The organism is Pseudonocardia sulfidoxydans NBRC 16205, assembly GCF_007989085.1.
GTDB classification, from domain to species: Bacteria; Actinomycetota; Actinomycetes; order Mycobacteriales; family Pseudonocardiaceae; genus Pseudonocardia; species Pseudonocardia sulfidoxydans.
Window position 1 is genome coordinate 1 of the sequence record NZ_BJVJ01000070.1, and the last position, 22,225, is coordinate 22,225.

General features: G+C 69.0%; 18 protein-coding genes. 17 read left to right on the forward strand and 1 reads right to left on the reverse strand.

The features are described 5' to 3' along the window. The 3 genes from PSU4_RS31540 to rplL all read left to right on the forward strand — a co-directional run. The coding region (locus tag PSU4_RS31540; RefSeq protein ID WP_186817161.1) for a hypothetical protein at window positions 1-705 on the forward strand (705 nt) is incomplete at its 5' end. A 411-nt stretch (window positions 706-1,116) separates the two neighbouring features. Beyond that, window positions 1,117-1,689, forward strand: a complete 573-nt coding sequence (gene rplJ, locus PSU4_RS24595) for a 50S ribosomal protein L10 (protein WP_147113118.1) — start codon at window positions 1,117-1,119, stop codon at window positions 1,687-1,689. 62 nt (window positions 1,690-1,751) lie between these two features. Next, window positions 1,752-2,144 (forward strand): 50S ribosomal protein L7/L12, encoded by a 393-nt coding sequence (rplL, locus tag PSU4_RS24600; RefSeq protein WP_147113121.1) that lies wholly within the window; start codon window positions 1,752-1,754, stop codon window positions 2,142-2,144. A 58-nt stretch (window positions 2,145-2,202) separates the two neighbouring features. Here rplL and PSU4_RS24605 read toward each other — a convergent pair whose 3' ends face one another. Next, on the reverse strand, window positions 2,203-3,891 hold the full coding sequence (locus PSU4_RS24605; RefSeq protein WP_147113124.1) for a class I adenylate-forming enzyme family protein: 1,689 nt from the start codon (window positions 3,889-3,891) through the stop codon (window positions 2,203-2,205). A gap of 684 nt (window positions 3,892-4,575) precedes the next feature. Here PSU4_RS24605 and rpoB point away from each other — a divergent pair. From rpoB to rpsC, 14 genes are all read left to right on the forward strand, one after another. After that, window positions 4,576-8,103: a DNA-directed RNA polymerase subunit beta gene (gene rpoB / locus PSU4_RS24610; RefSeq protein ID WP_147113127.1), complete on the forward strand. Its 3,528-nt coding sequence runs from the start codon at window positions 4,576-4,578 to the stop codon at window positions 8,101-8,103. A gap of 43 nt (window positions 8,104-8,146) precedes the next feature. Next, window positions 8,147-12,049, forward strand: coding sequence for a DNA-directed RNA polymerase subunit beta' (locus tag PSU4_RS24615; protein ID WP_147113130.1), 3,903 nt, complete (start codon window positions 8,147-8,149; stop codon window positions 12,047-12,049). Between the two features lie 781 nt (window positions 12,050-12,830). Beyond that, window positions 12,831-13,205, forward strand: coding sequence for a 30S ribosomal protein S12 (rpsL, locus tag PSU4_RS24620; protein WP_013677469.1), 375 nt, complete (start codon window positions 12,831-12,833; stop codon window positions 13,203-13,205). Window positions 13,206-13,284: 79 nt separating this feature from the next. Beyond that, window positions 13,285-13,755, forward strand: coding sequence for a 30S ribosomal protein S7 (gene rpsG / locus PSU4_RS24625; protein ID WP_147113133.1), 471 nt, complete (start codon window positions 13,285-13,287; stop codon window positions 13,753-13,755). Window positions 13,756-13,799: 44 nt separating this feature from the next. After that, window positions 13,800-15,902: an elongation factor G gene (gene fusA / locus PSU4_RS24630; protein ID WP_147113136.1), complete on the forward strand. Its 2,103-nt coding sequence runs from the start codon at window positions 13,800-13,802 to the stop codon at window positions 15,900-15,902. 141 nt (window positions 15,903-16,043) lie between these two features. After that, window positions 16,044-17,237: an elongation factor Tu gene (tuf, locus tag PSU4_RS24635; protein ID WP_147113138.1), complete on the forward strand. Its 1,194-nt coding sequence runs from the start codon at window positions 16,044-16,046 to the stop codon at window positions 17,235-17,237. Between the two features lie 352 nt (window positions 17,238-17,589). Next, window positions 17,590-17,895, forward strand: a complete 306-nt coding sequence (gene rpsJ / locus PSU4_RS24640) for a 30S ribosomal protein S10 (protein WP_003938093.1) — start codon at window positions 17,590-17,592, stop codon at window positions 17,893-17,895. A gap of 13 nt (window positions 17,896-17,908) precedes the next feature. Continuing rightward, the gene (gene rplC / locus PSU4_RS24645) at window positions 17,909-18,562 is read left to right on the forward strand and encodes a 50S ribosomal protein L3 (RefSeq protein WP_147113141.1); all 654 of its coding nucleotides are present in this window, start codon (window positions 17,909-17,911) and stop codon (window positions 18,560-18,562) included. Then, on the forward strand, window positions 18,559-19,494 hold the full coding sequence (gene rplD, locus PSU4_RS24650) for a 50S ribosomal protein L4, sunset domain variant (RefSeq protein WP_147113144.1): 936 nt from the start codon (window positions 18,559-18,561) through the stop codon (window positions 19,492-19,494). The genes rplC and rplD overlap by 4 nt, the downstream gene beginning before the upstream one ends. Then, the gene (gene rplW / locus PSU4_RS24655; protein WP_147113147.1) at window positions 19,491-19,790 is read left to right on the forward strand and encodes a 50S ribosomal protein L23; all 300 of its coding nucleotides are present in this window, start codon (window positions 19,491-19,493) and stop codon (window positions 19,788-19,790) included. The genes rplD and rplW overlap by 4 nt, the downstream gene beginning before the upstream one ends. A 16-nt stretch (window positions 19,791-19,806) precedes the next feature. After that, a complete protein-coding gene (rplB, locus tag PSU4_RS24660) occupies window positions 19,807-20,640 on the forward strand; it encodes a 50S ribosomal protein L2 (RefSeq protein ID WP_147113151.1) in 834 nt (277 codons plus the stop codon). A 16-nt stretch (window positions 20,641-20,656) separates the two neighbouring features. Beyond that, window positions 20,657-20,938 carry a 30S ribosomal protein S19 gene (gene rpsS / locus PSU4_RS24665; protein WP_013677461.1) on the forward strand — a complete coding sequence of 94 codons (282 nt, stop codon included), beginning with the start codon at window positions 20,657-20,659 and terminating at the stop codon, window positions 20,936-20,938. 35 nt (window positions 20,939-20,973) lie between these two features. Continuing rightward, on the forward strand, window positions 20,974-21,402 hold the full coding sequence (rplV, locus tag PSU4_RS24670; protein WP_147113154.1) for a 50S ribosomal protein L22: 429 nt from the start codon (window positions 20,974-20,976) through the stop codon (window positions 21,400-21,402). Continuing rightward, window positions 21,402-22,223 (forward strand): 30S ribosomal protein S3, encoded by an 822-nt coding sequence (rpsC, locus tag PSU4_RS24675; RefSeq protein WP_147113156.1) that lies wholly within the window; start codon window positions 21,402-21,404, stop codon window positions 22,221-22,223. Before rplV ends, rpsC begins: the two co-directional genes overlap by 1 nt. Window positions 22,224-22,225: the final 2 nt, after the last annotated feature.

The window sequence follows — 22,225 nt, forward strand, 5'->3', positions numbered from 1 at the left end:
GCCGAGCCCACCCGCCCCGCCCCGGCCCGGCGACGCTCCCGCCCGCGCGGCGTCGCCGCGGTCGTCCCGGCCCGCACACAGCGCCCCGCGGACGAGGAGCCGGACGCCGAGCTCGTCGATCCGGAGAAGGCGGCTCCCGACACGACGGACGAACCCGCGACGACGTCCCTGCTCGACCGGCTGCCCGTCGCCACCACCCGGAAGGCGACGGCCCTCGTCGCGGCGGTCGCCGTGGTGCTGCTCGGTGCCGCCGCGTTCCTGGGCGTCTCCTGGTGGCGCACCGCCCACTCCGTGGCGGCCGGGAACACCGCGCTCGTCGACGTCGCCACCACGGCGCAGGTGTCGCAGCAGCTCGGCGACGCGGTGAAGAAGATCTACTCCTTCGACTACACCCGGCTCGACCAGAACGAGAAGACCGCCCGCGACGTCATCACCCCCGACTTCCAGGCCGACTACGACACGCTGTTCGAACAGGTCCGGACTCTCGGCACGCAGCAGCAGGCCGTCGTGACCGCGACGATCTCCCAGATCGCGGTCCGCGAGATCCACGGCGACACCGCGGTCGCGGTCGTGTTCGTCGACCAGCAGGCCACGAAGGCCGCCTCGACCGACGGCCGGACGCAGGCGGCGTCGGCGGGCCGGCTGACGGTCACGGGCAAGCGGGTCGACGGGGTCTGGAAGGTCGCCGACGTCCAGGTCCTGTAACCCCCTGTGAGTGGCAATAGTCGCTATAGCGACTATTGCCACTCACGACCGCGGCGACCGCGGCGACCGCGGCGACCGCGGTCGGGCGCAACCTCACTGTCGTCCCGGAGCGTCGGCGGGACCGTCAGGTTGCGCTCGGAGCCCGTGGCGGCACCCCGGTCCGCGGGACCCGCGGCCGGGCGCGTACCCTCGACGTCGGTTCCACCGAAGACCGCAGGTCTGCGGGTCCGGGGCAGGTGTCCCGGAGTCGTACGAAGGTCCCGTGCACACGGGCGGCCCGCGCAGGAGGACGAGGTTTCCGGGCCCCAATCGTGTGCCCCCACGCCCCGTGCGCTCCTGCGCCGGGGCGTTCGTCGTTTCCCCGGGAGTCGGAGGCGGTGGATCGCACCGACACCGAGAGGAGGCACAGGGATGGCCCGACCCGACAAGGTCGAGGCGGTCGACGAGATCGCCAACCGGTTCCGGGGCGCGACCGCCTCGGTGGTCACCGAGTACCGCGGCCTCACCACGGCCCAGCTCACCGAGCTGCGCCGCTCGCTCGGCCCGGACGCCACGTATCGCGTCGCCAAGAACACCCTGGTGAAGCGGGCGGCCGAGGATGCGGGCGTCGAGGGTCTCGACGCGCTGCTGACCGGCCCGACGGCGATCGCCTTCGTCAAGGGCGAGCCCGTCGACGCGGCCAAGGCGCTGCGCGACTTCGCCAAGGCGAACCAGGGCATGGTCATCAAGGGCGGCTTCATGGACGGTCGCCCGCTGACCGTCGCCGAGGTCAACCAGCTGGCCGACCTGGAGTCCCGTGAGGTCCTGCTGGCCAAGCTGGCCGGCGCGATGAAGGGCAACCTGGCGAAGGCCGCCGGCCTGTTCGCGGCGCCCGCGTCGCAGGTCGCGCGTCTCGCGCAGGCGCTGGCCGACAAGCGTGCCGAGGGTGGGGACGCCCCCGCCGCCGAGGCCGCGAGCGAGTCCGACGCCGAGGCGTCCGAGTAACTCGGTGACCGGCGAGAGCCGATCACCCCACCCGAAGCTGTAACCGAGAAAGAGAGCCGACAATGGCGAAGCTGTCCACCGACGACCTGCTCGACGCGTTCAAGGAGCTCACGCTCATCGAGCTGTCGGAGTTCGTCAAGAAGTTCGAGGAGACCTTCGAGGTCACCGCCGCCGCCCCCGTCGCCGTGGCCGCTGCGGGCCCCGCCGCCGGTGGTGCCGCCGCCGAGGCCGAGGCCGAGAAGGACGAGTTCAACGTCGTCCTCGACGCCGCCGGTGACAAGAAGATCCAGGTCATCAAGGTCGTCCGCGAGCTCGTCTCGGGCCTGGGCCTCAAGGAGGCCAAGGACCTCGTCGAGTCGGCCCCGAAGCCGATCCTCGAGGGTGTCGCCAAGGACGCGGCCGAGGCCGCCAAGGCGAAGCTCGAGGAGGCCGGCGCGAAGGTCAGCCTGAGCTGACGTCGTACCGCTTCACGACCGAAGGGCGGCACCGGGTTCCGGTGCCGCCCTTCGGCGTTCACGGGGTGTGTAAGCGCCCGCGCAGCTCGCGGCGCAGCAACTTGCCCGACGCGGTCTTGGGGAGCTCGTCGAGCACCTCGACCTGGCGCGGGTACTTGTAGGCGGCCATGCGCCCTTTGGCGAACGCGATGAGCTCCTCGGGGGTCACGTCGTGGCCCGGGCGCAGGCTCACGAACGCCTTGACGGTCTCACCGCGGTACTCGTCGGGCACCCCGACGACCGCGGCCTCGCGGACGGCCTCGTGTTCGTAGAGGACGTCCTCGACCTCGCGGGGCCACACCTTGTACCCGCCGGCGTTGATCTGGTCCTTCTTGCGGTCGACGATGTAGAACCAGCCCCGGTCGTCCATGTAGCCGACGTCGCCGGTGCGCAGCTCGCCGTCCGGGAACGTCCGCGCGGTCTCCTCGGGCTTGTTCCAGTACCCGGAGACGACCTGCGGCCCGCTGATCGCGATCTCGCCGACCTCGCCGGGCGGCAGCTCCCGGCCGTCGTCGCCGACGATGCGGGAGGCGGTGTCGAACCAGGGGAGCCCGACCGACAGTGCCCCGGACGCCTCGTCGACGGGTGCGGTCGCGCCGTAGGGGACGGCGTGGCTGGGCGAGGTGGTCTCGGTGAGGCCGTAGATGTTGTGGATGTAGCGGCCGTACTGCTTCCGGAACGCCTCGACGGTCGACGGCGGGATGGGCGCCCCGCCCGACCACAGCTTGGTCATGGAGGAGAAGTCGTCGGCGGTGGCGCCCTCGACGTTCATGAGCGCGATGTAGACGGTGATGGACGCGACCGTGAACGTGGGCCGGTGCTCGCGCACGGCGTCGACGGCCACGCCCGGCTCGAAGCGGTGGAAGAGCACGAGGGGCGCGCCGGTGAGCATCGACAGCGCGATGCCGGCGACGAGTCCGGTGATGTGGAACAGCGGGGCGACGCCGTAGACGACGTCGCCGGGACCGATGGAGCACCACTGGCGGAAGGCCTCGGCGTTGAACGTCATGTTGCCGTGGCCGTTCATGGCGCCCTTGGGCGGTCCGGTGGTGCCGGAGGTGTAGGTGAGCATGGCGACGTCGTCGGCTGCGAGCGTGACCGGCGGCGGGGTGGTGCCGCGGAACCGCTCCAGCAGCTCCGCCATGTCCACGACGGACACCCCGGCGGGTGCGGGCTGCTCCTTCGCGGGGATGCGGGTGACGCCCGCGAAGAGGCGGGAGTCGTTGCGGGACTGGAACTCCAGCTCCGAGGTGGTGACGACGGTGCGGACCGGGGTGCGTTCCACGACCGACGCGGCGACGTCGCGGTAGAGCGACTCCAGCGTCACCAGGATCGTGGAGCCGGAGTCGCCCAGCAGCAGCTCGACCTCGCGCTCGCGGTTCATCGGGTTGACCGAGACGGCGACGCCGCCGGCCTTCCAGATGCCGACGAGCCCGATGACGAACTGGGGCACGTTCTGCAGGTAGAGGGCGACGCGGCCGCCGCGCTCGAGGCCGGCGTCGAGCAGCGCGGAGGCGAAGGCGTCGGAGAGGGTGTCGACGTCGCGGCGGGTGAGGCTGCCGTCGAAGTAGTGGATCGCGACGCCGTCGGGGTCGGCCTCGACGCCGCCGCGGAACATGCTCAGCGCGTCGGCGTACCCGGCCGTGACCGTGTCCGGTTTCCCAGCCTCGTAGAGCGCTGTCCACGGCTTGTCGGCGTACGCGGTCATCGGGCTCCTTCGTGCTCGGCGGCGCCCTCGGCGGCGCCGTCCAACACGGCTGATGCACCTGCATCGGCCGTCGCGGCCGATCGTCAGCCGCCCCTGTTGCGGTGTCAAGGCGGGACCCGTCGCGCTGCGTGACGAGGGCGCGGGCGCGGCGTCCGGACGTACCGCCCGTCGCTCGGACGAGCGGTCGGAGCGTGGAGGGGGTCGACCCGTCGGGCGGTCGGCGGGCCTCCACGAGGGGTTGTCGCAGGCCGGGACGTTGCAGTCCGGCGCACCGTTCGGCGGGGGTAGTTGCCGGTCGTCCGGCGAAACAGACCACTTACCGACGGGTAGAGCCTTGACTCGGTGCGCCTGTCAGGTCACTCTTAGGTCTCGATGGTTCCCTAGCCGTGAGGCTCGGATACCCGTCTCGACAGCGGCTGCTTTTGCGGCTAGACTGCCTCTTTGCGCTGCCTCCGCCCAGGTGACGTGTGCGCGCTGTCGAGAGTCTCCCCAACAGGGATGGTTCCGGCCGCGGACTCGGAACCTGGTCAGAGGCGACGCGTCGACAACAGACGGCGTCCATCGATCCTCGACCCAGCCCGACGATCGCCTGTCCGGACCTCCCGCCCGGACGGACCGAGCAGACGGTAGCGCCTGAGGCCCGGTGTACGCCAGACGAGAGCGTAGTTCTCGGAAGGACGCATCTTGGCTGTCTCCCGCGCCACCGTGACCACTGCGACCCCCGGCTCCGCCGTCTCGGCAAACCCGAGTTTCCCGGGTGCGCCGACCCGGGTGTCGTTCGCGAAGATCCGCGAACCGCTCGAGGTGCCAGACCTGCTCGACCTCCAGATCCAGTCGTTCGAGTGGCTGATCGGGAGCGAGAACTGGTTCCAGCGTCGTATCGACGCCGGTGACGAGAGCCCGGCCGGTGGTCTCGAGGAGATCCTCACGGAGATCTCTCCGATCGAGGACTTCTCCGGCTCCATGTCCCTGTCGTTCTCGGACCCGCGCTTCGACGAGGTCAAGGCCTCCGTCGAGGAGTGCCGCGACAAGGACATGACCTACGGCGCCCCGCTGTTCGTCACCGCGGAGTTCACCAACAACACCACCGGCGAGATCAAGAGCCAGACGGTGTTCATGGGTGACTTCCCCGTGATGACCGACAAGGGCACGTTCATCATCAACGGCACCGAGCGCGTCGTCGTGTCGCAGCTCGTCCGTTCGCCCGGCGTGTACTTCGACCACGCCATCGACAAGACCACCGAGAAGGACGTCTACTCGGTCAAGATCATCCCCAGCCGCGGGGCGTGGCTCGAGTTCGACGTCGACAAGCGTGACACCGTCGGTGTCCGCATCGACCGCAAGCGCCGGCAGCCGGTCACGGTGCTGCTCAAGGCGCTGGGCTGGTCCAACGAGCAGATCCAGGAGCGTTTCGGGTTCTCCGAGACGATCATGGCGACGTTGGAGAAGGACCACACCGCCGGGCAGGACGAGGCCCTGCTCGACATCTACCGCAAGCTGCGCCCGGGCGAGCCGCCCACGCGGGAGAGCGCGCAGACCCTGCTGGAGAACCTCTTCTTCAAGGACAAGCGCTACGACCTGGCCAAGGTCGGCCGGTACAAGGCCAACAAGAAGCTGGGCCTGGCCATCGAGAACTCGGTCGGCACGCTGACCGAGGAGGACATCGCCACGACCATCGAGTACCTCGTCCGGCTCCACGCCGGTGAGACCTCGATGCCCGGCGGTGGCAACGGTTCGGCCGGCATCCCCGGGGAGACCGTCCCCGTCGAGACCGACGACATCGACCACTTCGGCAACCGTCGCCTGCGCACCGTCGGCGAGCTCATCCAGAACCAGGTCCGCGTGGGTCTGTCCCGGATGGAGCGCGTCGTCCGCGAGCGCATGACGACGCAGGACGTCGAGGCGATCACGCCGCAGACCTTGATCAACATCCGGCCCGTCGTGGCCGCGATCAAGGAGTTCTTCGGCACCTCGCAGCTGTCGCAGTTCATGGACCAGCACAACCCGCTGGCCGGCCTGACGCACAAGCGGCGGCTGTCCGCGCTGGGCCCGGGTGGTCTGTCCCGTGAGCGGGCGGGCTTCGAGGTCCGCGACGTGCACCCGTCGCACTACGGCCGCATGTGCCCGATCGAGACCCCTGAGGGCCCGAACATCGGTCTGATCGGCTCGCTGTCGACGTTCGCGCAGGTCAACCCGTTCGGCTTCATCCAGACCCCGTACCGCAAGGTCGTCGACGGTGTCGTGACGGAGCAGATCGACTACCTGACCGCCGACGAGGAGGACCGCTACGTCGTCGCGCAGGCCAACGCGCCGCTCAACGACGACGGCTCCTTCACCGAGGAGCGCGTCCTGGTGCGCCGCAAGGGCGGCGAGGTCGACTACATCACCCCGGCCGGCGTCGAGTACATCGACGTCTCGCCGCGGCAGATGGTGTCGGTCGCGACGGCCCTGATCCCGTTCCTCGAGCACGACGACGCGAACCGTGCCCTCATGGGCGCGAACATGCAGCGTCAGTCGGTCCCGCTGCTGCGCAGCGAGTCGCCGCTCGTCGGTACGGGCATGGAGCTGCGTGCCGCGGTCGACGCGGGCGACGTGCTCGTGGCCGAGAAGGCCGGTGTGGTCGAGGAGCTGTGCGCCGACTACATCACCGTCATGGCCGACGAGGGCACCCGCCAGACGTACCGGCTCAACAAGTTCCGCCGGTCGAACCAGGGCACCTGCAACAACCAGAAGCCCATCGTCGACGAGGGGCAGCGGGTCGAGGTCGGGCAGGTCCTGGCCGACGGTCCGTGCACCGAGAACGGCGAGATGGCGCTCGGCAAGAACCTACTCGTGGCGATCATGCCGTGGGAGGGCCACAACTACGAGGACGCGATCATCCTCTCGCAGCGCCTGGTGCAGGACGACGTCTTGACGTCGATCCACATCGAGGAGCACGAGATCGACGCCCGCGACACCAAGCTGGGCGCCGAGGAGATCACCCGGGACATCCCGAACGTCTCCGAGGAGGTCCTGGCCGACCTCGACGAGCGCGGCATCATCCGCATCGGCGCCGAGGTCCAGCCCGGCGACATCCTGGTCGGCAAGGTCACGCCCAAGGGCGAGACGGAGCTGACCCCGGAGGAGCGCCTGCTCCGCGCGATCTTCGGCGAGAAGGCGCGCGAGGTGCGCGACACGTCGCTGAAGGTGCCGCACGGCGAGAACGGCAAGGTCATCGGCATCCGGGTCTTCTCCCGTGACGACGACGACGAGCTGGCTCCCGGCGTCAACGAGCTGGTCCGGGTCTACGTCGCCCAGAAGCGCAAGATCCAGGACGGCGACAAGCTCGCCGGCCGGCACGGCAACAAGGGCGTCATCGGCAAGATCCTCCCCGCCGAGGACATGCCCTTCCTGCCCGACGGCACCCCGGTCGACATCATCCTCAACACCCACGGTGTCCCGCGTCGTATGAACATCGGCCAGGTCCTGGAGACCCACCTCGGGTGGATCGCCAAGTCCGGGTGGGAGATCGAGGGCAAGCCCGAGTGGGCGTCGAAGATGCCCGAGGAGCTCTACTCCGTGGCGCCCGACACGAACACGGCCACGCCGGTGTTCGACGGCGCCAAGGAGCAGGAGATCACCGGGCTCCTCGCGTCGACGCTGCCCAACCGCGACGGCGACCGCATGGTCGGCCCGGACGGCAAGGCGCAGCTGTTCGACGGGCGTTCGGGCGAGCCGTACCCGTTCCCGGTCGCCGTCGGCTACATGTACATCCTGAAGCTGGCGCACCTGGTGGACGACAAGATCCACGCCCGCTCCACCGGTCCGTACTCGATGATCACCCAGCAGCCGCTCGGCGGTAAGGCCCAGTTCGGTGGCCAGCGCTTCGGTGAGATGGAGTGCTGGGCGATGCAGGCCTACGGCGCGGCGTACACGCTGCAGGAGCTGCTCACCATCAAGTCCGACGACGTGGTGGGCCGGGTCAAGGTCTACGAGGCCATCGTCAAGGGGGAGAACATCCCCGAGCCGGGCATCCCGGAGTCGTTCAAGGTGCTGCTGAAGGAGCTTCAGTCGCTCTGCCTGAACGTCGAGGTGCTGTCCAGCGACGGCGCGGCCATCGAGATGCGCGACACCGACGACGAGGACCTCGAGCGGGCCGCGGCGAACCTGGGCATCAACCTGTCCAGCCGTCCGGGCTCCGACTCGATGACCGTCGACGACGTCGTCAACTGACCCTGCCCAGAGCCGAGTAACGAAGGAACAGAGGACTCACATAGTGCTCGACGTCAACTTCTTCGACGAGCTGCGCATCGGCCTGGCCACCGCCGAGGACATCCGCCAGTGGTCGCACGGCGAGGTCAAGAAGCCGGAGACCATCAACTACCGCACCCTGAAGCCGGAGAAGGACGGGCTCTTCTGCGAGAAGATCTTCGGTCCGACCCGCGACTGGGAGTGCTACTGCGGCAAGTACAAGCGCGTCCGCTTCAAGGGCATCATCTGTGAGCGCTGCGGCGTCGAGGTCACTCGCGCCAAGGTGCGTCGTGAGCGGATGGGCCACATCGAGCTGGCCGCGCCCGTCACGCACATCTGGTACTTCAAGGGCGTCCCGAGCCGGTTGGGCTACTTGCTCGACCTGGCCCCCAAGGACCTCGAGAAGATCATCTACTTCGCCGCGTACGTGATCACCACGGTGAACGCGGAGCTGCGCCACCAGGACCTCTCGACGCTCGAGAACGAGATGACCGTCGAGCGCAAGAAGGTGGAGCAGCGCCGCGACACCGACCTCGAGGCCCGTGCCCAGAAGCTCGAGGGCGACCTGGCCGAGCTCGAGGCCGAGGGCGCGAAGAGCGACGTCCGCCGCAAGGTCAAGGAGGGTGGCGAGCGCGAGATGCGCCAGCTCCGTGACCGGGCGCAGCGCGAGCTCGACCGGCTCGACGAGATCTGGACGACGTTCGCCAAGCTCGACGTCCAGCAGCTGATCGCGGACGAGGGGCTCTACCGCGAGCTCTACGACCGCTACGGCGACTACTTCACCGGCTCCATGGGTGCCGAGGCGATCCAGAAGCTGCTGGAGACCTTCGACATCGAGGCCGAGGCCGAGAACCTGCGCGAGACGATCCGCTCGGGCAAGGGGCAGAAGAAGCTCCGCGCCCTCAAGCGGCTCAAGGTCGTCGCGGCGTTCCAGGCCACGGGCAACTCGCCCATGGGCATGGTGCTCGACTGCGTCCCGGTCATCCCGCCGGACCTGCGCCCCATGGTGCAGCTCGACGGTGGCCGTTTCGCGACGTCGGACCTGAACGACCTGTACCGCCGCGTCATCAACCGCAACAACCGTCTCAAGCGACTGATCGACCTCGGCGCGCCCGAGATCATCGTCAACAACGAGAAGCGGATGCTGCAGGAGGCCGTCGACGCGCTGTTCGACAACGGCCGTCGCGGCCGGCCGGTGACCGGTCCGGGCAACCGCCCGCTCAAGTCGCTGTCCGACCTGCTCAAGGGCAAGCAGGGCCGGTTCCGGCAGAACCTGCTCGGCAAGCGTGTCGACTACTCGGGCCGTTCGGTCATCGTCGTCGGCCCGCAGCTGAAGCTGCACCAGTGCGGCCTGCCCAAGCAGATGGCGCTGGAGCTGTTCAAGCCGTTCGTGATGAAGCGGCTCGTGGACCTCAACCACGCGCAGAACATCAAGTCCGCCAAGCGGATGGTCGAGCGTGGCCGTTCGCAGGTGTGGGACGTGCTCGAGGAGGTCATCTCCGAGCACCCGGTGCTGCTCAACCGGGCGCCGACCCTGCACCGCCTCGGCATCCAGGCCTTCGAGCCGCAGCTGGTCGAGGGCAAGGCCATCCAGCTGCACCCGCTGGTCTGCGAGGCGTTCAACGCGGACTTCGACGGTGACCAGATGGCCGTGCACCTGCCGCTGTCGGCGGAGGCGCAGTCCGAGGCCCGGGTGCTGATGCTCTCGAGCAACAACATCCTGTCCCCGGCGTCGGGTCGCCCGCTGGCGATGCCGCGTCTGGACATGGTCACGGGCCTGTTCCACCTGACCCGCGAGCGCCCCGGCGCGACCGGTGAGGGCAACGTCTACGGCTCCGTGGCCGAGGCGATCATGGCCTACGACCGCAAGGTCCTCCACCTGCAGGCGCCGATCAAGATCCGGCTCCCCGGTGTGGAGCCGATCCCCGGCACCGAGGTTGCCGAGGGCGAGGTCTGGCTCGCGGAGACGACGCTGGGTCGCGTGCTCTTCAACGAGCTGCTCCCGACGGGATATCCGTTCGTCAACGAGCCGCTGCCCAAGAAGCGTCAGGCCGCGATCATCAACGACCTGGCCGAGCGGTACTCGATGACCGAGGTCGCGCAGTGCCTCGACCGCCTCAAGGACGCCGGCTTCTACTGGGCCACCCGGTCCGGTGTGACGATGGCGATCGACGACGTCGTGGTCCCGCCGAACAAGCAGGAGATCCTCGACGGCTACGAGGCCAAGGCCGACCAGGTCAACAAGCGCTACCAGCGTGGAGCACTGTCCCACCAGGAGCGCAACGACGAGATGGTCAAGATCTGGACCCAGGCGTCCGAAGAGGTCGCCAAGGCCATGGAGGACAACTTCCCCGAGGACAACCCGATCCCCACGATCGTGAAGTCCGGCGCCGCGGGCAACATGACCCAGGTCCGGCAGCTCGCCGGTATGCGTGGTCTGGTCGCGAACCCCAAGGGTGAGTACATCCCCCGCCCGATCAAGGCCAACTTCCGTGAGGGCCTGTCGGTGCTGGAGTACTTCATCTCCACGCACGGCACCCGCAAGGGTCTGGCGGACACCGCGCTGCGGACCGCCGACTCGGGCTACCTCACCCGTCGTCTGGTCGACGTGTCGCAGGACGTCATCGTCCGCGAGATCGACTGTGGCACCTCGCGTTCGGTCGCCATGGCCGTCACCGAGGAGACCAGCGACGGCACGCTGATCCCGCACCGCTACATCCGCACGTCGGTGTACGCGCGCTGCTCGGCGGAGGAGGTCGTGGGCCCCGACGGCGAGGTGATCGTCGCTCGCGGCGGCGACCTCGGCGACCCGGCCCTCGAGGCGCTGGTCGCGGCGGGCGTCCGCAGGATCAAGGTGCGCAGCGCCCTGACCTGTGAGTCGGCCACCGGCATCTGCGCCACCTGCTACGGCCGCTCGATGGCCACCGGCAAGCTCGTCGACGTCGGCGAGGCCGTCGGTATCGTCGCCGCGCAGTCGATCGGTGAGCCCGGTACGCAGCTGACGATGCGTACGTTCCACCAGGGTGGCGTCGCGGGCGACGACATCACGACCGGTCTGCCCCGTGTCACCGAGCTCTTCGAGGCCCGGGTCCCCAAGGGCAAGGCGCCGATCGCCGATGTCGACGGCCGCATCCGCATCGAGGACGGCGACCGCTTCTGGAAGATCACCCTCACCCCGGACGACGGCGGGGAGGAGATCGTCTACGAGAAGCTGTCCAAGCGGCAGTGGCTCGCGATGACCACGGTCGACGGCCAGGAGCGTCCGCTGGCCGACGGCGACCACGTGCACGTGGGCCAGCTGCTCCTCGAGGGCACGGCCGACCCGCACGAGGTGCTGCGGGTCATGGGCCCGCGCGAGGTGCAGCTGCACCTCGTCGCCGAGGTCCAGAAGGTGTACCGCACGCAGAGCGTGGACATCCACGACAAGCACATCGAGGTCATCGTCCGGCAGATGCTGCGCCGGGTGACGATCATCGACTCGGGTGCGACGGAGTTCCTGCCGGGTGCGCTCGCCGAGCGTGGCGAGTTCGAGTCGGAGAACCGTCGTGTGGTCGCCGAGGGCAACGAGCCGGCTTCTGGCCGTCCGGTGCTCATGGGGATCACCAAGGCCTCGCTGGCAACGGAGTCGTGGCTGTCCGCGGCCTCGTTCCAGGAGACCACCCGCATCCTCACCGATGCCGCGATCAACGGTAAGCGCGACAAGCTCGTCGGGCTGAAGGAGAACGTGATCATCGGCAAGCTGATCCCGGCGGGTACGGGTATCGGCCGGTACCGCAACATCCAGGTCCAGCCGACGGAGGAGGCCCGTGCGGCCGCCTACGCGCTGCCGAACTACGACGACGGCTACTACAGCCCCGACGTGTTCGGCACGGGCACCGGTGCTGCGGTGCCGCTGGACGACTACGACTTCGGGCGCGACTTCCGGTAGGAGGGTGCTGGGGGACTCCGGTCGCAGTAGGCCGGAGCTCCTCACCCAGCACGCTCCTCGGACGTCGTGACGCGGCCCGCGACGGCGGGCCCCGTCCCGAGGACGGTCTCGAACGGGGCCGGACACTGCTCTCCCGTGGCGGTGTCCGGCCCCGTTCGGCATTTCCGGGCGTCGTCGAGGTGCCCGACGGGGGCGGGAAGCTGTTGTCCGCCAGCCGGTGTCGCGCTCACCGCTGCGGTGTTCCGGATCACCGTTCGTGCTGCTCGTCCGAGTTCGTCCGAGTTCGTCGGCCTCGTCGTATCACCGCGCGGATCCGGCCGGTGATCGGGAATCAACGGTCGAGCGGGCGCGTTGAGGACGTCGTCAGCAGGGGATTCGTGGGTTCTGAAGTGCGACGAGCGGACGTTCGCGAGCGGCGAGCGGGTGAGTCGGCTTGCGAGGACCGCGGTCGTCGGGCACGCTGCGGGGACCGACCGTCGCCGACATCGGACCCGTTTTGACCCTCTCGTCAGAGGCCGGGTACTCTGTTGTCTTGCGCTCGACCATGGTCGGGTAGCTCCGTGTGCTGTCGTCCCGGCGCGCCGGCCCCCAGGGGTTCTGGCTGTGCCGATCGGTCCAGCCACGGCCGCTCGGACTCCCGTCAGGGTTTCCCCGCCCTGGAGCGGGGTTCACCGAGCGCGACACGCCCGACCTCGGGATACGGGAGCCTCAGGGTTCCCCGTGCCCCGGGCAGAACGAGCAAGTACAGCCGAGCACGCCGACGGGAAGAAGCACACGGTCCATGCCCACGATCCAGCAGCTGGTCCGCAAGGGCCGCCAGGACAAGGTCGCCAAGACCAAGACCGCCGCGCTCAAGGGCAGCCCCCAGCGCCGCGGGGTCTGCACGCGCGTGTACACGACGACCCCCAAGAAGCCGAACTCCGCGCTGCGCAAGGTCGCCCGCGTCCGCCTGTCCAGCCTGATCGAGGTCACGGCCTACATCCCGGGTGAGGGCCACAACCTGCAGGAGCACAGCATCGTGCTCGTTCGCGGTGGCCGTGTGAAGGACCTGCCCGGCGTCCGTTACAAGATCGTCCGCGGTTCGCTCGACACGCAGGGCGTGAAGAACCGCAAGCAGGCCCGCAGCCGGTACGGCGCGAAGAAGGAGAAGAGCTGATGCCCCGCACCGGGAACTCGAGTCCCGCCCGGCCGAGCGCCAGCGAGGCCCTCCACCGCAGCGTGAAGGAGAACGGCTGATGCCCCGCAAGGGTCCCGCCCCGAAGCGGCCGTTGGTCTCCGACCCGGTGTTCAGCTCGCCGCTGGTCACCCAGCTGGTGAACAAGGTCCTCAAGGACGGCAAGCGCTCCCTCGCCGAGCGCATCGTGTACGCCGCGCTCGAAGGCACCCGGGAGAAGACCGGCACCGATCCTGTCGTGACGCTCAAGCGCGCGCTGGACAACGTGAAGCCGGCCCTCGAGGTCCGCAGCCGCCGCGTCGGTGGCGCGACCTACCAGGTCCCGGTCGAGGTCCGCGCGACCCGGCAGACCACGCTGGGCCTGCGCTGGCTGGTGTCCTACGCCGGTCAGCGGCGCGAGAAGACGATGGTCGAGCGGCTCATGAACGAGCTGCTCGACGCGAGCAACGGCCTGGGCGCGAGCGTCAAGCGACGCGAGGACATGCACAAGATGGCGGAGTCGAACAAGGCCTTCGCCCACTACCGCTGGTGACGGGCCGACCGTCCGCGCCAACCTGGTCTAGGGAGAGCTGAGCAGTGGCAGCACAGGACGTGCTGACGGACCTCACCAAGGTCCGCAACATCGGCATCATGGCTCACATCGACGCCGGTAAGACCACCACCACCGAGCGGATCCTGTACTACACCGGGATCAACTACAAGATCGGTGAGGTCCACGACGGCGCGGCCACGATGGACTGGATGGAGGAGGAGCAGAAGCGCGGCATCACGATCACGTCCGCCGCGACGACCTGCTTCTGGAAAGACCACCAGATCAACATCATCGACACCCCCGGTCACGTCGACTTCACCGTCGAGGTGGAGCGCAACCTGCGGGTGCTCGACGGCGCGGTCGCGGTCTTCGACGGCAAGGAGGGGGTCGAGCCGCAGTCCGAGCAGGTCTGGCGGCAGGCCACCAAGTACGACGTCCCGCGCATCTGCTTCGTCAACAAGATGGACAAGCTCGGTGCGGACTTCTACTTCACCGTGAGCACCATCAAGGACCGGCTGGGTGCCACACCGCTGCCGCTGCAGCTGCCGATCGGCGCGGAGAACGACTTCATCGGAGTCGTCGACCTCGTCGAGATGCGCGCGCTGACCTGGCGTGGCGAGGTCCAGAAGGGCGAGGACTACGCCGTCGAGGAGATCCCGGCCGACCTCAAGGACCGCGCGGAGGAGTACCGCACCGCGCTGGTCGAGGCCGTCGCCGAGACCGACGACGAGCTCATGGAGCTCTACCTCGGTGGCGAGGAGCTCACGGTCGACCAGATCAAGCACGGCATCCGCCGGATCGTCAACGGTCGCCTCGCCTACCCGGTGCTGTGCGGGTCCGCGTTCAAGAACAAGGGCGTCCAGCCCATGCTCGACGCGGTGATCGACTACCTGCCGGCTCCTTCGGACCTGCCGCCCGTCGAGGGCACGCTGCCCGACGGCGAGACCCCGGCGCTGCGCAAGCCGGAGAAGGACGAGCCGTTCTCGGCGCTGGCCTTCAAGATCGCCGCGCACCCGTTCTTCGGCAAGCTCACCTACATCCGGGTCTACTCGGGTCGGGTCGCCGCCGGTTCGCAGGTCGTGAACTCGACCAAGGACCGCAAGGAGCGCATCGGGAAGATCTTCCAGATGCACGCCAACAAGGAGAACCCCGTCGATGAGGCCCTGGTGGGTCACATCTACGCGGTGATCGGTCTCAAGGACACGACCACGGGCGAGACGCTCTGCGACCCGCAGCAGCCGATCGTGCTCGAGTCGATGACCTTCCCGGACCCGGTCATCCAGGTGGCGGTCGAGCCGAAGACCAAGGCCGACCAGGAGAAGCTGGGCATCGCGATCCAGAAGCTGGCCGAAGAGGACCCGACGTTCCAGGTCAGCCTGGACCAGGAGTCCGGCCAGACCATCCTGGCGGGCATGGGCGAGCTGCACCTCGAGGTGCTCGTCAACCGGATGAAGAGCGACTACAAGGTCGAGGCCAACATCGGCAAGCCTCAGGTCGCCTACCGCGAGACGATCCGCAAGACGGTCGACAAGTACGAGTACACGCACAAGAAGCAGACCGGTGGTTCGGGTCAGTTCGCCCGCGTCATCATCAAGCTCGAGCCGCTCGACACGGCCGACGGTGCGCTGTACGAGTTCGACAACAAGGTCAGCGGCGGTCGCATCCCGCGGGAGTACATCCCGTCGGTCGACGCCGGAGCGCAGGACGCCATGCAGTACGGCGTGCTGGCCGGATACCCGCTGACGGGCATCAAGCTGACGCTCCTCGACGGCCAGTACCACGAGGTCGACTCGTCGGAGATGGCGTTCAAGGTCGCCGGCTCGATGGCGCTCAAGGAAGCGGCCCGCAAGGCCGACCCGGCCATCCTCGAGCCGATGATGGCGGTCGAGGTCACCACGCCCGAGGACTACATGGGCGACGTGATCGGCGACCTGAACTCCCGCCGTGGCCAGATCCAGGCCATGGAGGACCGGGCAGGCGCTCGCGTCATCAAGGCGGTCGTCCCGCTCTCCGAGATGTTCGGCTACGTCGGCGACCTGCGGTCGCGGACCCAGGGCCGGGCCAACTACACGATGGTCTTCGACTCCTACGCGGAGGTTCCCTCCAGCGTGGCCAAGGAGATCATCGCGAAGGCGACGGGCGAGTAAGAGGCTCCGGCCGCGGGCCTGTAAGGTCCGCGGCCCGGTGGCTCGTCACCCGTCACCACCCGGCGCCGGACCCCGGCTCCACCCCCCAAGACCTGCCGTCAGCACGGCGGACACAAGTACTCAGTCCAGGAGGACACTGCAGTGGCGAAGGCGAAGTTCGAGCGGACCAAGCCGCACGTCAACATCGGCACCATCGGTCACATCGACCACGGCAAGACCACGCTGACGGCGGCCATCACCAAGGTTCTGCACGACAAGTACCCGGAACTCAACGAGGCTTCGGCGTTCGAGAACATCGACAAGGCTCCCGAGGAGCGTCAGCGCGGCATCACGATCTCGATCGCGCACGTCGAGTACCAGACCGAGAAGCGGCACTACGCGCACGTCGACTGCCCCGGTCACGCCGACTACATCAAGAACATGATCACCGGTGCGGCGCAGATGGACGGCGCCATCCTGGTGGTTGCGGCGACCGACGGCCCGATGCCCCAGACGCGTGAGCACGTGCTGCTCGCCCGCCAGGTCGGCGTGCCCTACATCGTGGTCGCGCTGAACAAGGCCGACATGGTCGACGACGAGGAGATCCTCGAGCTCGTCGAGCTGGAGGTCCGCGAGCTGCTGTCGTCGCAGGAGTACCCGGGCGACGACCTGCCGATCGTGCGCGTCTCGGCGCTGAAGGCCCTCGAGGGCGACGCCGAGTGGGGCGCCAAGCTCCTCGAGCTCATGGACGCGGTCGACGAGTCGATCCCGGAGCCGGAGCGCGACACCGACAAGCCGTTCCTCATGCCGATCGAGGACGTCTTCACGATCACCGGTCGCGGCACGGTCGTCACCGGCCGTATCGAGCGCGGGATCGTCAAGGTCAACGAGACCGTCGAGATCGTCGGCATCCGCGAGAAGAGCACATCGACCACCGTCACCGGTGTCGAGATGTTCCGCAAGCTGCTCGACGAGGGTCGCGCCGGTGAGAACGTCGGCCTGCTGCTCCGCGGCATCAAGCGCGAGGACGTCGAGCGCGGCCAGGTCGTCGTGAAGCCGGGCTCGATCACCCCGCACACCGAGTTCGAGGGCCAGGTCTACATCCTGTCCAAGGACGAGGGCGGCCGCCACACGCCGTTCTTCAACAACTACCGCCCGCAGTTCTACTTCCGCACCACGGACGTGACGGGCGTCGTGACCCTGCCGTCGGGCACCGAGATGGTCATGCCCGGCGACAACACCACCATGAGCGTCGCGCTGATCCAGCCGATCGCCATGGAGGAGGGCCTGCAGTTCGCCATCCGTGAGGGTGGTCGGACCGTCGGCGCCGGCCAGGTCACCAAGATCAACAAGTAAGCACCCCCGGTTGGGGAGGCCGCACAGCCGTGTGGCATCCTTGACGGGTTGCGCGTCGACCGCGGCGCGCGGGACCTGATCCCGCGCGCCGCGTTCGGTGCCAGCCCCCAGAAAGCTCTCGAGCATCCCCCGTGGATGCACGTGACCCGGGGACCGGTCTGTAGGACGAGCGCGACACGCCCGACCTCGTGGACCGGAGCCCAGGGAGTGAGACCTGAACAGAGCGCGAGCCCAACGGCGGATGTCGTCTCCGACATCGGCGCAGAGGCACGAATTCGGGTGCGGGGCTCCTCCGCGGGCGCTACCCGGTGGACCGTGAAGCAGCGGTAGGAAGAAGAGGACGACCGAGGACATGGCGGGACAGAAGATCCGCATCAGGCTCAAGGCCTACGACCACGAGGCAATCGACGCGTCCGCTCGCAAGATCGTCGAGACGGTGACGCGTACCGGTGCCCGGGTCGTCGGGCCGGTGCCGCTGCCGACCGAGAAGAACGTGTACTGCGTCATCCGCTCGCCGCACAAGTACAAGGACTCGCGCGAGCACTTCGAGATGCGCACGCACAAGCGGCTGATCGACATCCTCGACCCGACGCCGAAGACGGTCGACGCGCTCATGCGCATCGACCTGCCGGCCAGCGTCGACGTGAACATCCAGTAGGGCTGACCAGGCGATGACTGACAGGCAGATCACCGGGATCCTGGGCAAGAAGCTCGGGATGACCCAGGTATTCGACGAGAACAACCGGGTCGTCCCGGTCACCGTGGTCCAGGCCGGACCCAACGTGGTGACCCAGATCCGGACCCAGGAGACCGACGGCTACGTCGCCGTCCAGCTGGCCTACGGCGCGGTCGACCCGCGCCGGGTGAACAAGCCCGAGACGGGCCACTTCGCCAAGGCCGGCGTCACGCCGCGGCGCTACACCGTCGAGCTGCGCACGACCGACGCGGGCGAGTACTCGCTCGGCCAGGAGATCACCGCCGAGGCCTTCGAGGCCGGCGCCCTGGTCGACGTCGTCGGCACCAGCAAGGGCAAGGGCTACGCCGGCGTCATGAAGCGGCACAACTTCAAGGGCCTCGGCGCCAGCCACGGCACCCAGCGCAAGCACCGCTCGCCGGGTTCCATCGGCGGCTGCGCGACCCCGGGTCGTGTCTTCAAGGGCTTGCGGATGGCCGGTCGCATGGGTTCGGTGCGCGTCACCACCCAGAGCCTGACCGTCCACCGGGTCGACGCCGAGCGCGGCCTGCTGCTGATCAAGGGCGCCGTGCCCGGTCCGCGCGGCGGCCTCGTCGTCGTCAAGACGGCCGCGAAGGGTGGTGTCAAGTGAGCTCGGTCGAGGTGAAGAACGCCGAGGGCACGGCCGACGGCAACGTCGACCTGCCCGACCACGTCTTCGACGTGACGGCGAACATCCCGCTGATGCACCAGGTCGTCGTGGCCCAGCAGGCCGCGGCCCGCCAGGGCACGCACAGCACCAAGACCCGCGGCGAGGTCCGCGGCGGTGGGCGCAAGCCGTACCGCCAGAAGGGCACCGGCCGCGCCCGTCAGGGCTCGGTCCGCGCGCCGCAGTTCACCGGTGGTGGCGTCGTCCACGGCCCCACGCCGCGCGACTACTCGCAGCGGACCCCGAAGAAGATGAAGGCCGCCGCCCTGCGTGGCGCCCTGTCCGACCGGGCCCGTGGCGGCCGCGTGCACGTCGTCTCCGGTCTCGTCTCCGGTGACAGCCCGTCGACCAAGGCCGCGCGCCAGGCGCTCGAGGCCGTCGTCGGCGCGGAGTCGCGCGGCGTTCTCGTCGTCGTCGGCCGCGACGACTCGGTGAACCTGCTGAGCCTGCGCAACCTGCCGCAGGTGCACCTCATCGCCCCCGATCAGCTCAACACGTACGACGTGCTGGTCAACGACGACGTGGTGTTCACGTCCGAGTCGCTCGAGGCGTTCCTCGCCGGCCCGGTCGCGGCCGCGCCGTCGAAGCGTCGCGCCGCGAAGATCGGCCTGCTGAAGGCCGCCTCCGGCGCGTCCGAGGGCGACGCCGCCCCGCACGGAGCGGGCAGCCACGCGCCGCTCGACGACGTGTCGGTCGCGCCCGAGGGTTTCCCGATCAAGGGCAACGAGGACTCGAAGCTGTACCACGTGCCGGGCTCCGCCTTCTACGACCGCACGGTCGCCGAGGTGTGGTTCGCCACCGCGGCTGACGCCGAGGCCGCGGGCTTCGCTCTGCCGCCGTCACAGCGCAAGGCTGCTGAGGAGGAGAGCAAGTGATCGCCGATCCGCGCGACATCCTGCTCGCGCCGGTGGTGTCGGAGAAGAGCTACGGGCTGCTCGACGAGCGCCAGTACACCTTCGTCGTCCGCCCGGACGCGAACAAGACCGAGATCAAGATCGCCGTGGAGAAGGTGTTCGGGGTCAAGGTGCTCAGCGTCAACACGCTGAACCGCCCCGGCAAGCGCAAGCGCTCCAAGGCCGGCTACGGCAAGCGCAAGGACACCAAGCGCGCGATCGTCACGCTGTCCGAGGACAGCAAGGCGATCGACGTGTTCGGCGGCCGGGCGAGCTGAGGGAGCGAGCAGACCCATGGGCATCCGTAAGTACAAGCCGACGACTCCCGGTCGTCGTGGCTCGAGCGTCTCGGACTTCGCCGAGATCACCCGCTCGACGCCGGAGAAGTCGCTGCTGCGCCCCCTGCACAACAAGGGCGGCCGCAACGCGCACGGCAAGGTGACCACCCGCCACCAGGGCGGCGGCCACAAGCGTGCGTACCGGCTGATCGACTTCCGGCGCAACGACAAGGACGGCGTGCCGGCCAAGGTCGCGCACATCGAGTACGACCCCAACCGGACCTCGCGCATCGCGCTGCTGCACTACGCGGACGGCGAGAAGCGCTACATCCTCGCGCCGGCGAAGCTCAAGCAGGGCGACGTCGTCGAGGCGGGGCCGAAGTCCGACATCAAGGTCGGCAACAACCTGCCGCTGCGCAACATCCCGACCGGCACCGTGGTGCACGCGATCGAGCTCCGCCCCGGTGGCGGCGCGAAGATCGCCCGCTCCGCCGGGTCGAGCGTGCAGCTGGTCGCCAAGGACGGGCCGTACGCGCAGCTGCGCATGCCGTCCGGCGAGATCCGCAACGTCGACGTGCGCTGCCGCGCCACCGTCGGCGAGGTGGGCAACAGCGAGCACTCCAACATCAACTGGGGCAAGGCAGGCCGCATGCGGTGGAAGGGCAAGCGCCCGACCGTCCGTGGTGTCGCCATGAACCCGGTGGACCACCCGCACGGTGGTGGTGAGGGCAAGACCTCCGGTGGTCGCCACCCGGTCAACCCCAACGGCAAGCCCGAGGGGCGTACCCGCCGCACCAAGCCGTCCGACAAGTTGATCGTCCGCCGGCGCCGTACCGGCAAGAAGCGCTGAGCAGGGAGGTAAAGACATGCCGCGCAGCCTGAAGAAGGGCCCGTTCGTGGACGACCACCTGCTCAAGAAGGTGGACGCCCTCAACGAGTCGGGCAAGAAGACCGTCATCCGGACCTGGTCCCGGCGGTCCACGATCATCCCCGACATGATCGGCCACACGATTGCGGTGCACGACGGCCGCAAGCACGTGCCGGTGTTCGTGTCGGACGCGATGGTCGGCCACAAGCTGGGGGAGTTCGCGCCCACGCGGACCTTCCGTGGCCACATCAAGGACGACCGCAAAGCGCGTCGGCGCTGAGCGGCCCGAGTAGCGACTAGGAGAGGTGGAGAGACATGGCTGACGACAGCCAGGACACCGCCGGCGCCGCGCTCGAGCCTGCTCGCGCGTTCGCCAGGGCGAGGTTCGTCCGCATGTCGCCGACGAAGGTGCGGCGTGTGGTCGAGCTGATCAAGGGGCGTCCGGTCGCCGAGGCTCTGAGCGTCCTGCGGTTCTCGCCGCAGGCCGCCGCGGAGCCGGTGGCCAAGGTCGTGGCGAGCGCCGCGGCCAACGCCGAGAACAACTTCGACATGGACCCGGAGACGCTCGTCGTCGCGGTCGCCTACGTCGACGAGGGCCCGACGCTCAAGCGCATCCGGCCGCGTGCGCAGGGTCGCGCGTACCGGATCCGCAAGCGGACGAGCCACATCACCATCGAGGTCGAGTCGCGTCCGGTCGCCAAGGCCGGCGGTCGCGCTCGTGGTGCGAAGGGGAGGGCCCGCTGATGGGGCAGAAGATCAACCCGCACGGGTTCCGGCTCGGCATCACCACGGACTGGAAGTCCCGCTGGTACGCGGACAAGCAGTACGCGGAGTACGTGAAGGAAGACGTCGAGATCCGTCGCCTGCTCTCCAAGGGCATGGAGCGGGCCGGCATCTCCAAGGTCGAGATCGAGCGCACCCGCGACCGGGTCCGCGTCGACATCCACACCGCGCGTCCGGGCATCGTCATCGGCCGCCGCGGCGCGGAGGCCGACCGCATCCGCGGCGCCCTCGAGAAGCTGACCAAGAAGCAGGTCCAGCTCAACATCCTCGAGGTCAAGAACTCGGAGTCCGACGCGCAGCTCGTCGCGCAGGGCGTCGCCGAGCAGCTGTCCAACCGCGTCGCCTTCCGTCGCGCGATGCGCAAGGCCATCCAGTCGGCCATGCGCAGCCCGCAGGTCAAGGGCATCCGGGTGCAGTGCTCGGGCCGCCTCGGCGGTGCGGAGATGTCGCGCTCGGAGTTCTACCGCGAGGGTCGTGTCCCGCTGCACACGCTGCGCGCGGACATCGACTACGGCCTGTTCGAGGCCCGCACGACCTTCGGCCGGATCGGCGTGAAGGTCTGGATCTACAAGGGTGACGTCGTCGGTGGCCGCCGTGAGGGCGCGCCCGCCGCCGCCGAGCCGGGTCGTGGTGGCCCGCGCCGTGAGCGTCCCGCCCGCCGCCGTTCCGGTGCCTCCGGCACCACGGCGACGAGCACCGACGCCGGGCGCGCCGCAGCGGAGCAGGCCGGCGGGGGTTCGGTGGCCACCACCGAGGCCCCGAGCACCGGTGGGGAGTCCTGAGC

Coding starts and splice junctions, on each gene's coding strand:
- rplB (WP_147113151.1), top strand. CDS start 19,807: ATGGGCATCCGTAAGTACAAGCCGACGACTCCCGGTCGTCGTGGCTCG.
- PSU4_RS24605 (WP_147113124.1), bottom strand. CDS start 3,891: ATGACCGCGTACGCCGACAAGCCGTGGACAGCGCTCTACGAGGCTGGG.
- rpsG (WP_147113133.1), top strand. CDS start 13,285: ATGCCCCGCAAGGGTCCCGCCCCGAAGCGGCCGTTGGTCTCCGACCCG.
- rpsJ (WP_003938093.1), top strand. CDS start 17,590: ATGGCGGGACAGAAGATCCGCATCAGGCTCAAGGCCTACGACCACGAG.
- rpsC (WP_147113156.1), top strand. CDS start 21,402: ATGGGGCAGAAGATCAACCCGCACGGGTTCCGGCTCGGCATCACCACG.
- rplV (WP_147113154.1), top strand. CDS start 20,974: ATGGCTGACGACAGCCAGGACACCGCCGGCGCCGCGCTCGAGCCTGCT.
- rplJ (WP_147113118.1), top strand. CDS start 1,117: ATGGCCCGACCCGACAAGGTCGAGGCGGTCGACGAGATCGCCAACCGG.
- rplL (WP_147113121.1), top strand. CDS start 1,752: ATGGCGAAGCTGTCCACCGACGACCTGCTCGACGCGTTCAAGGAGCTC.
- rplC (WP_147113141.1), top strand. CDS start 17,909: ATGACTGACAGGCAGATCACCGGGATCCTGGGCAAGAAGCTCGGGATG.
- rpsS (WP_013677461.1), top strand. CDS start 20,657: ATGCCGCGCAGCCTGAAGAAGGGCCCGTTCGTGGACGACCACCTGCTC.
- rpsL (WP_013677469.1), top strand. CDS start 12,831: ATGCCCACGATCCAGCAGCTGGTCCGCAAGGGCCGCCAGGACAAGGTC.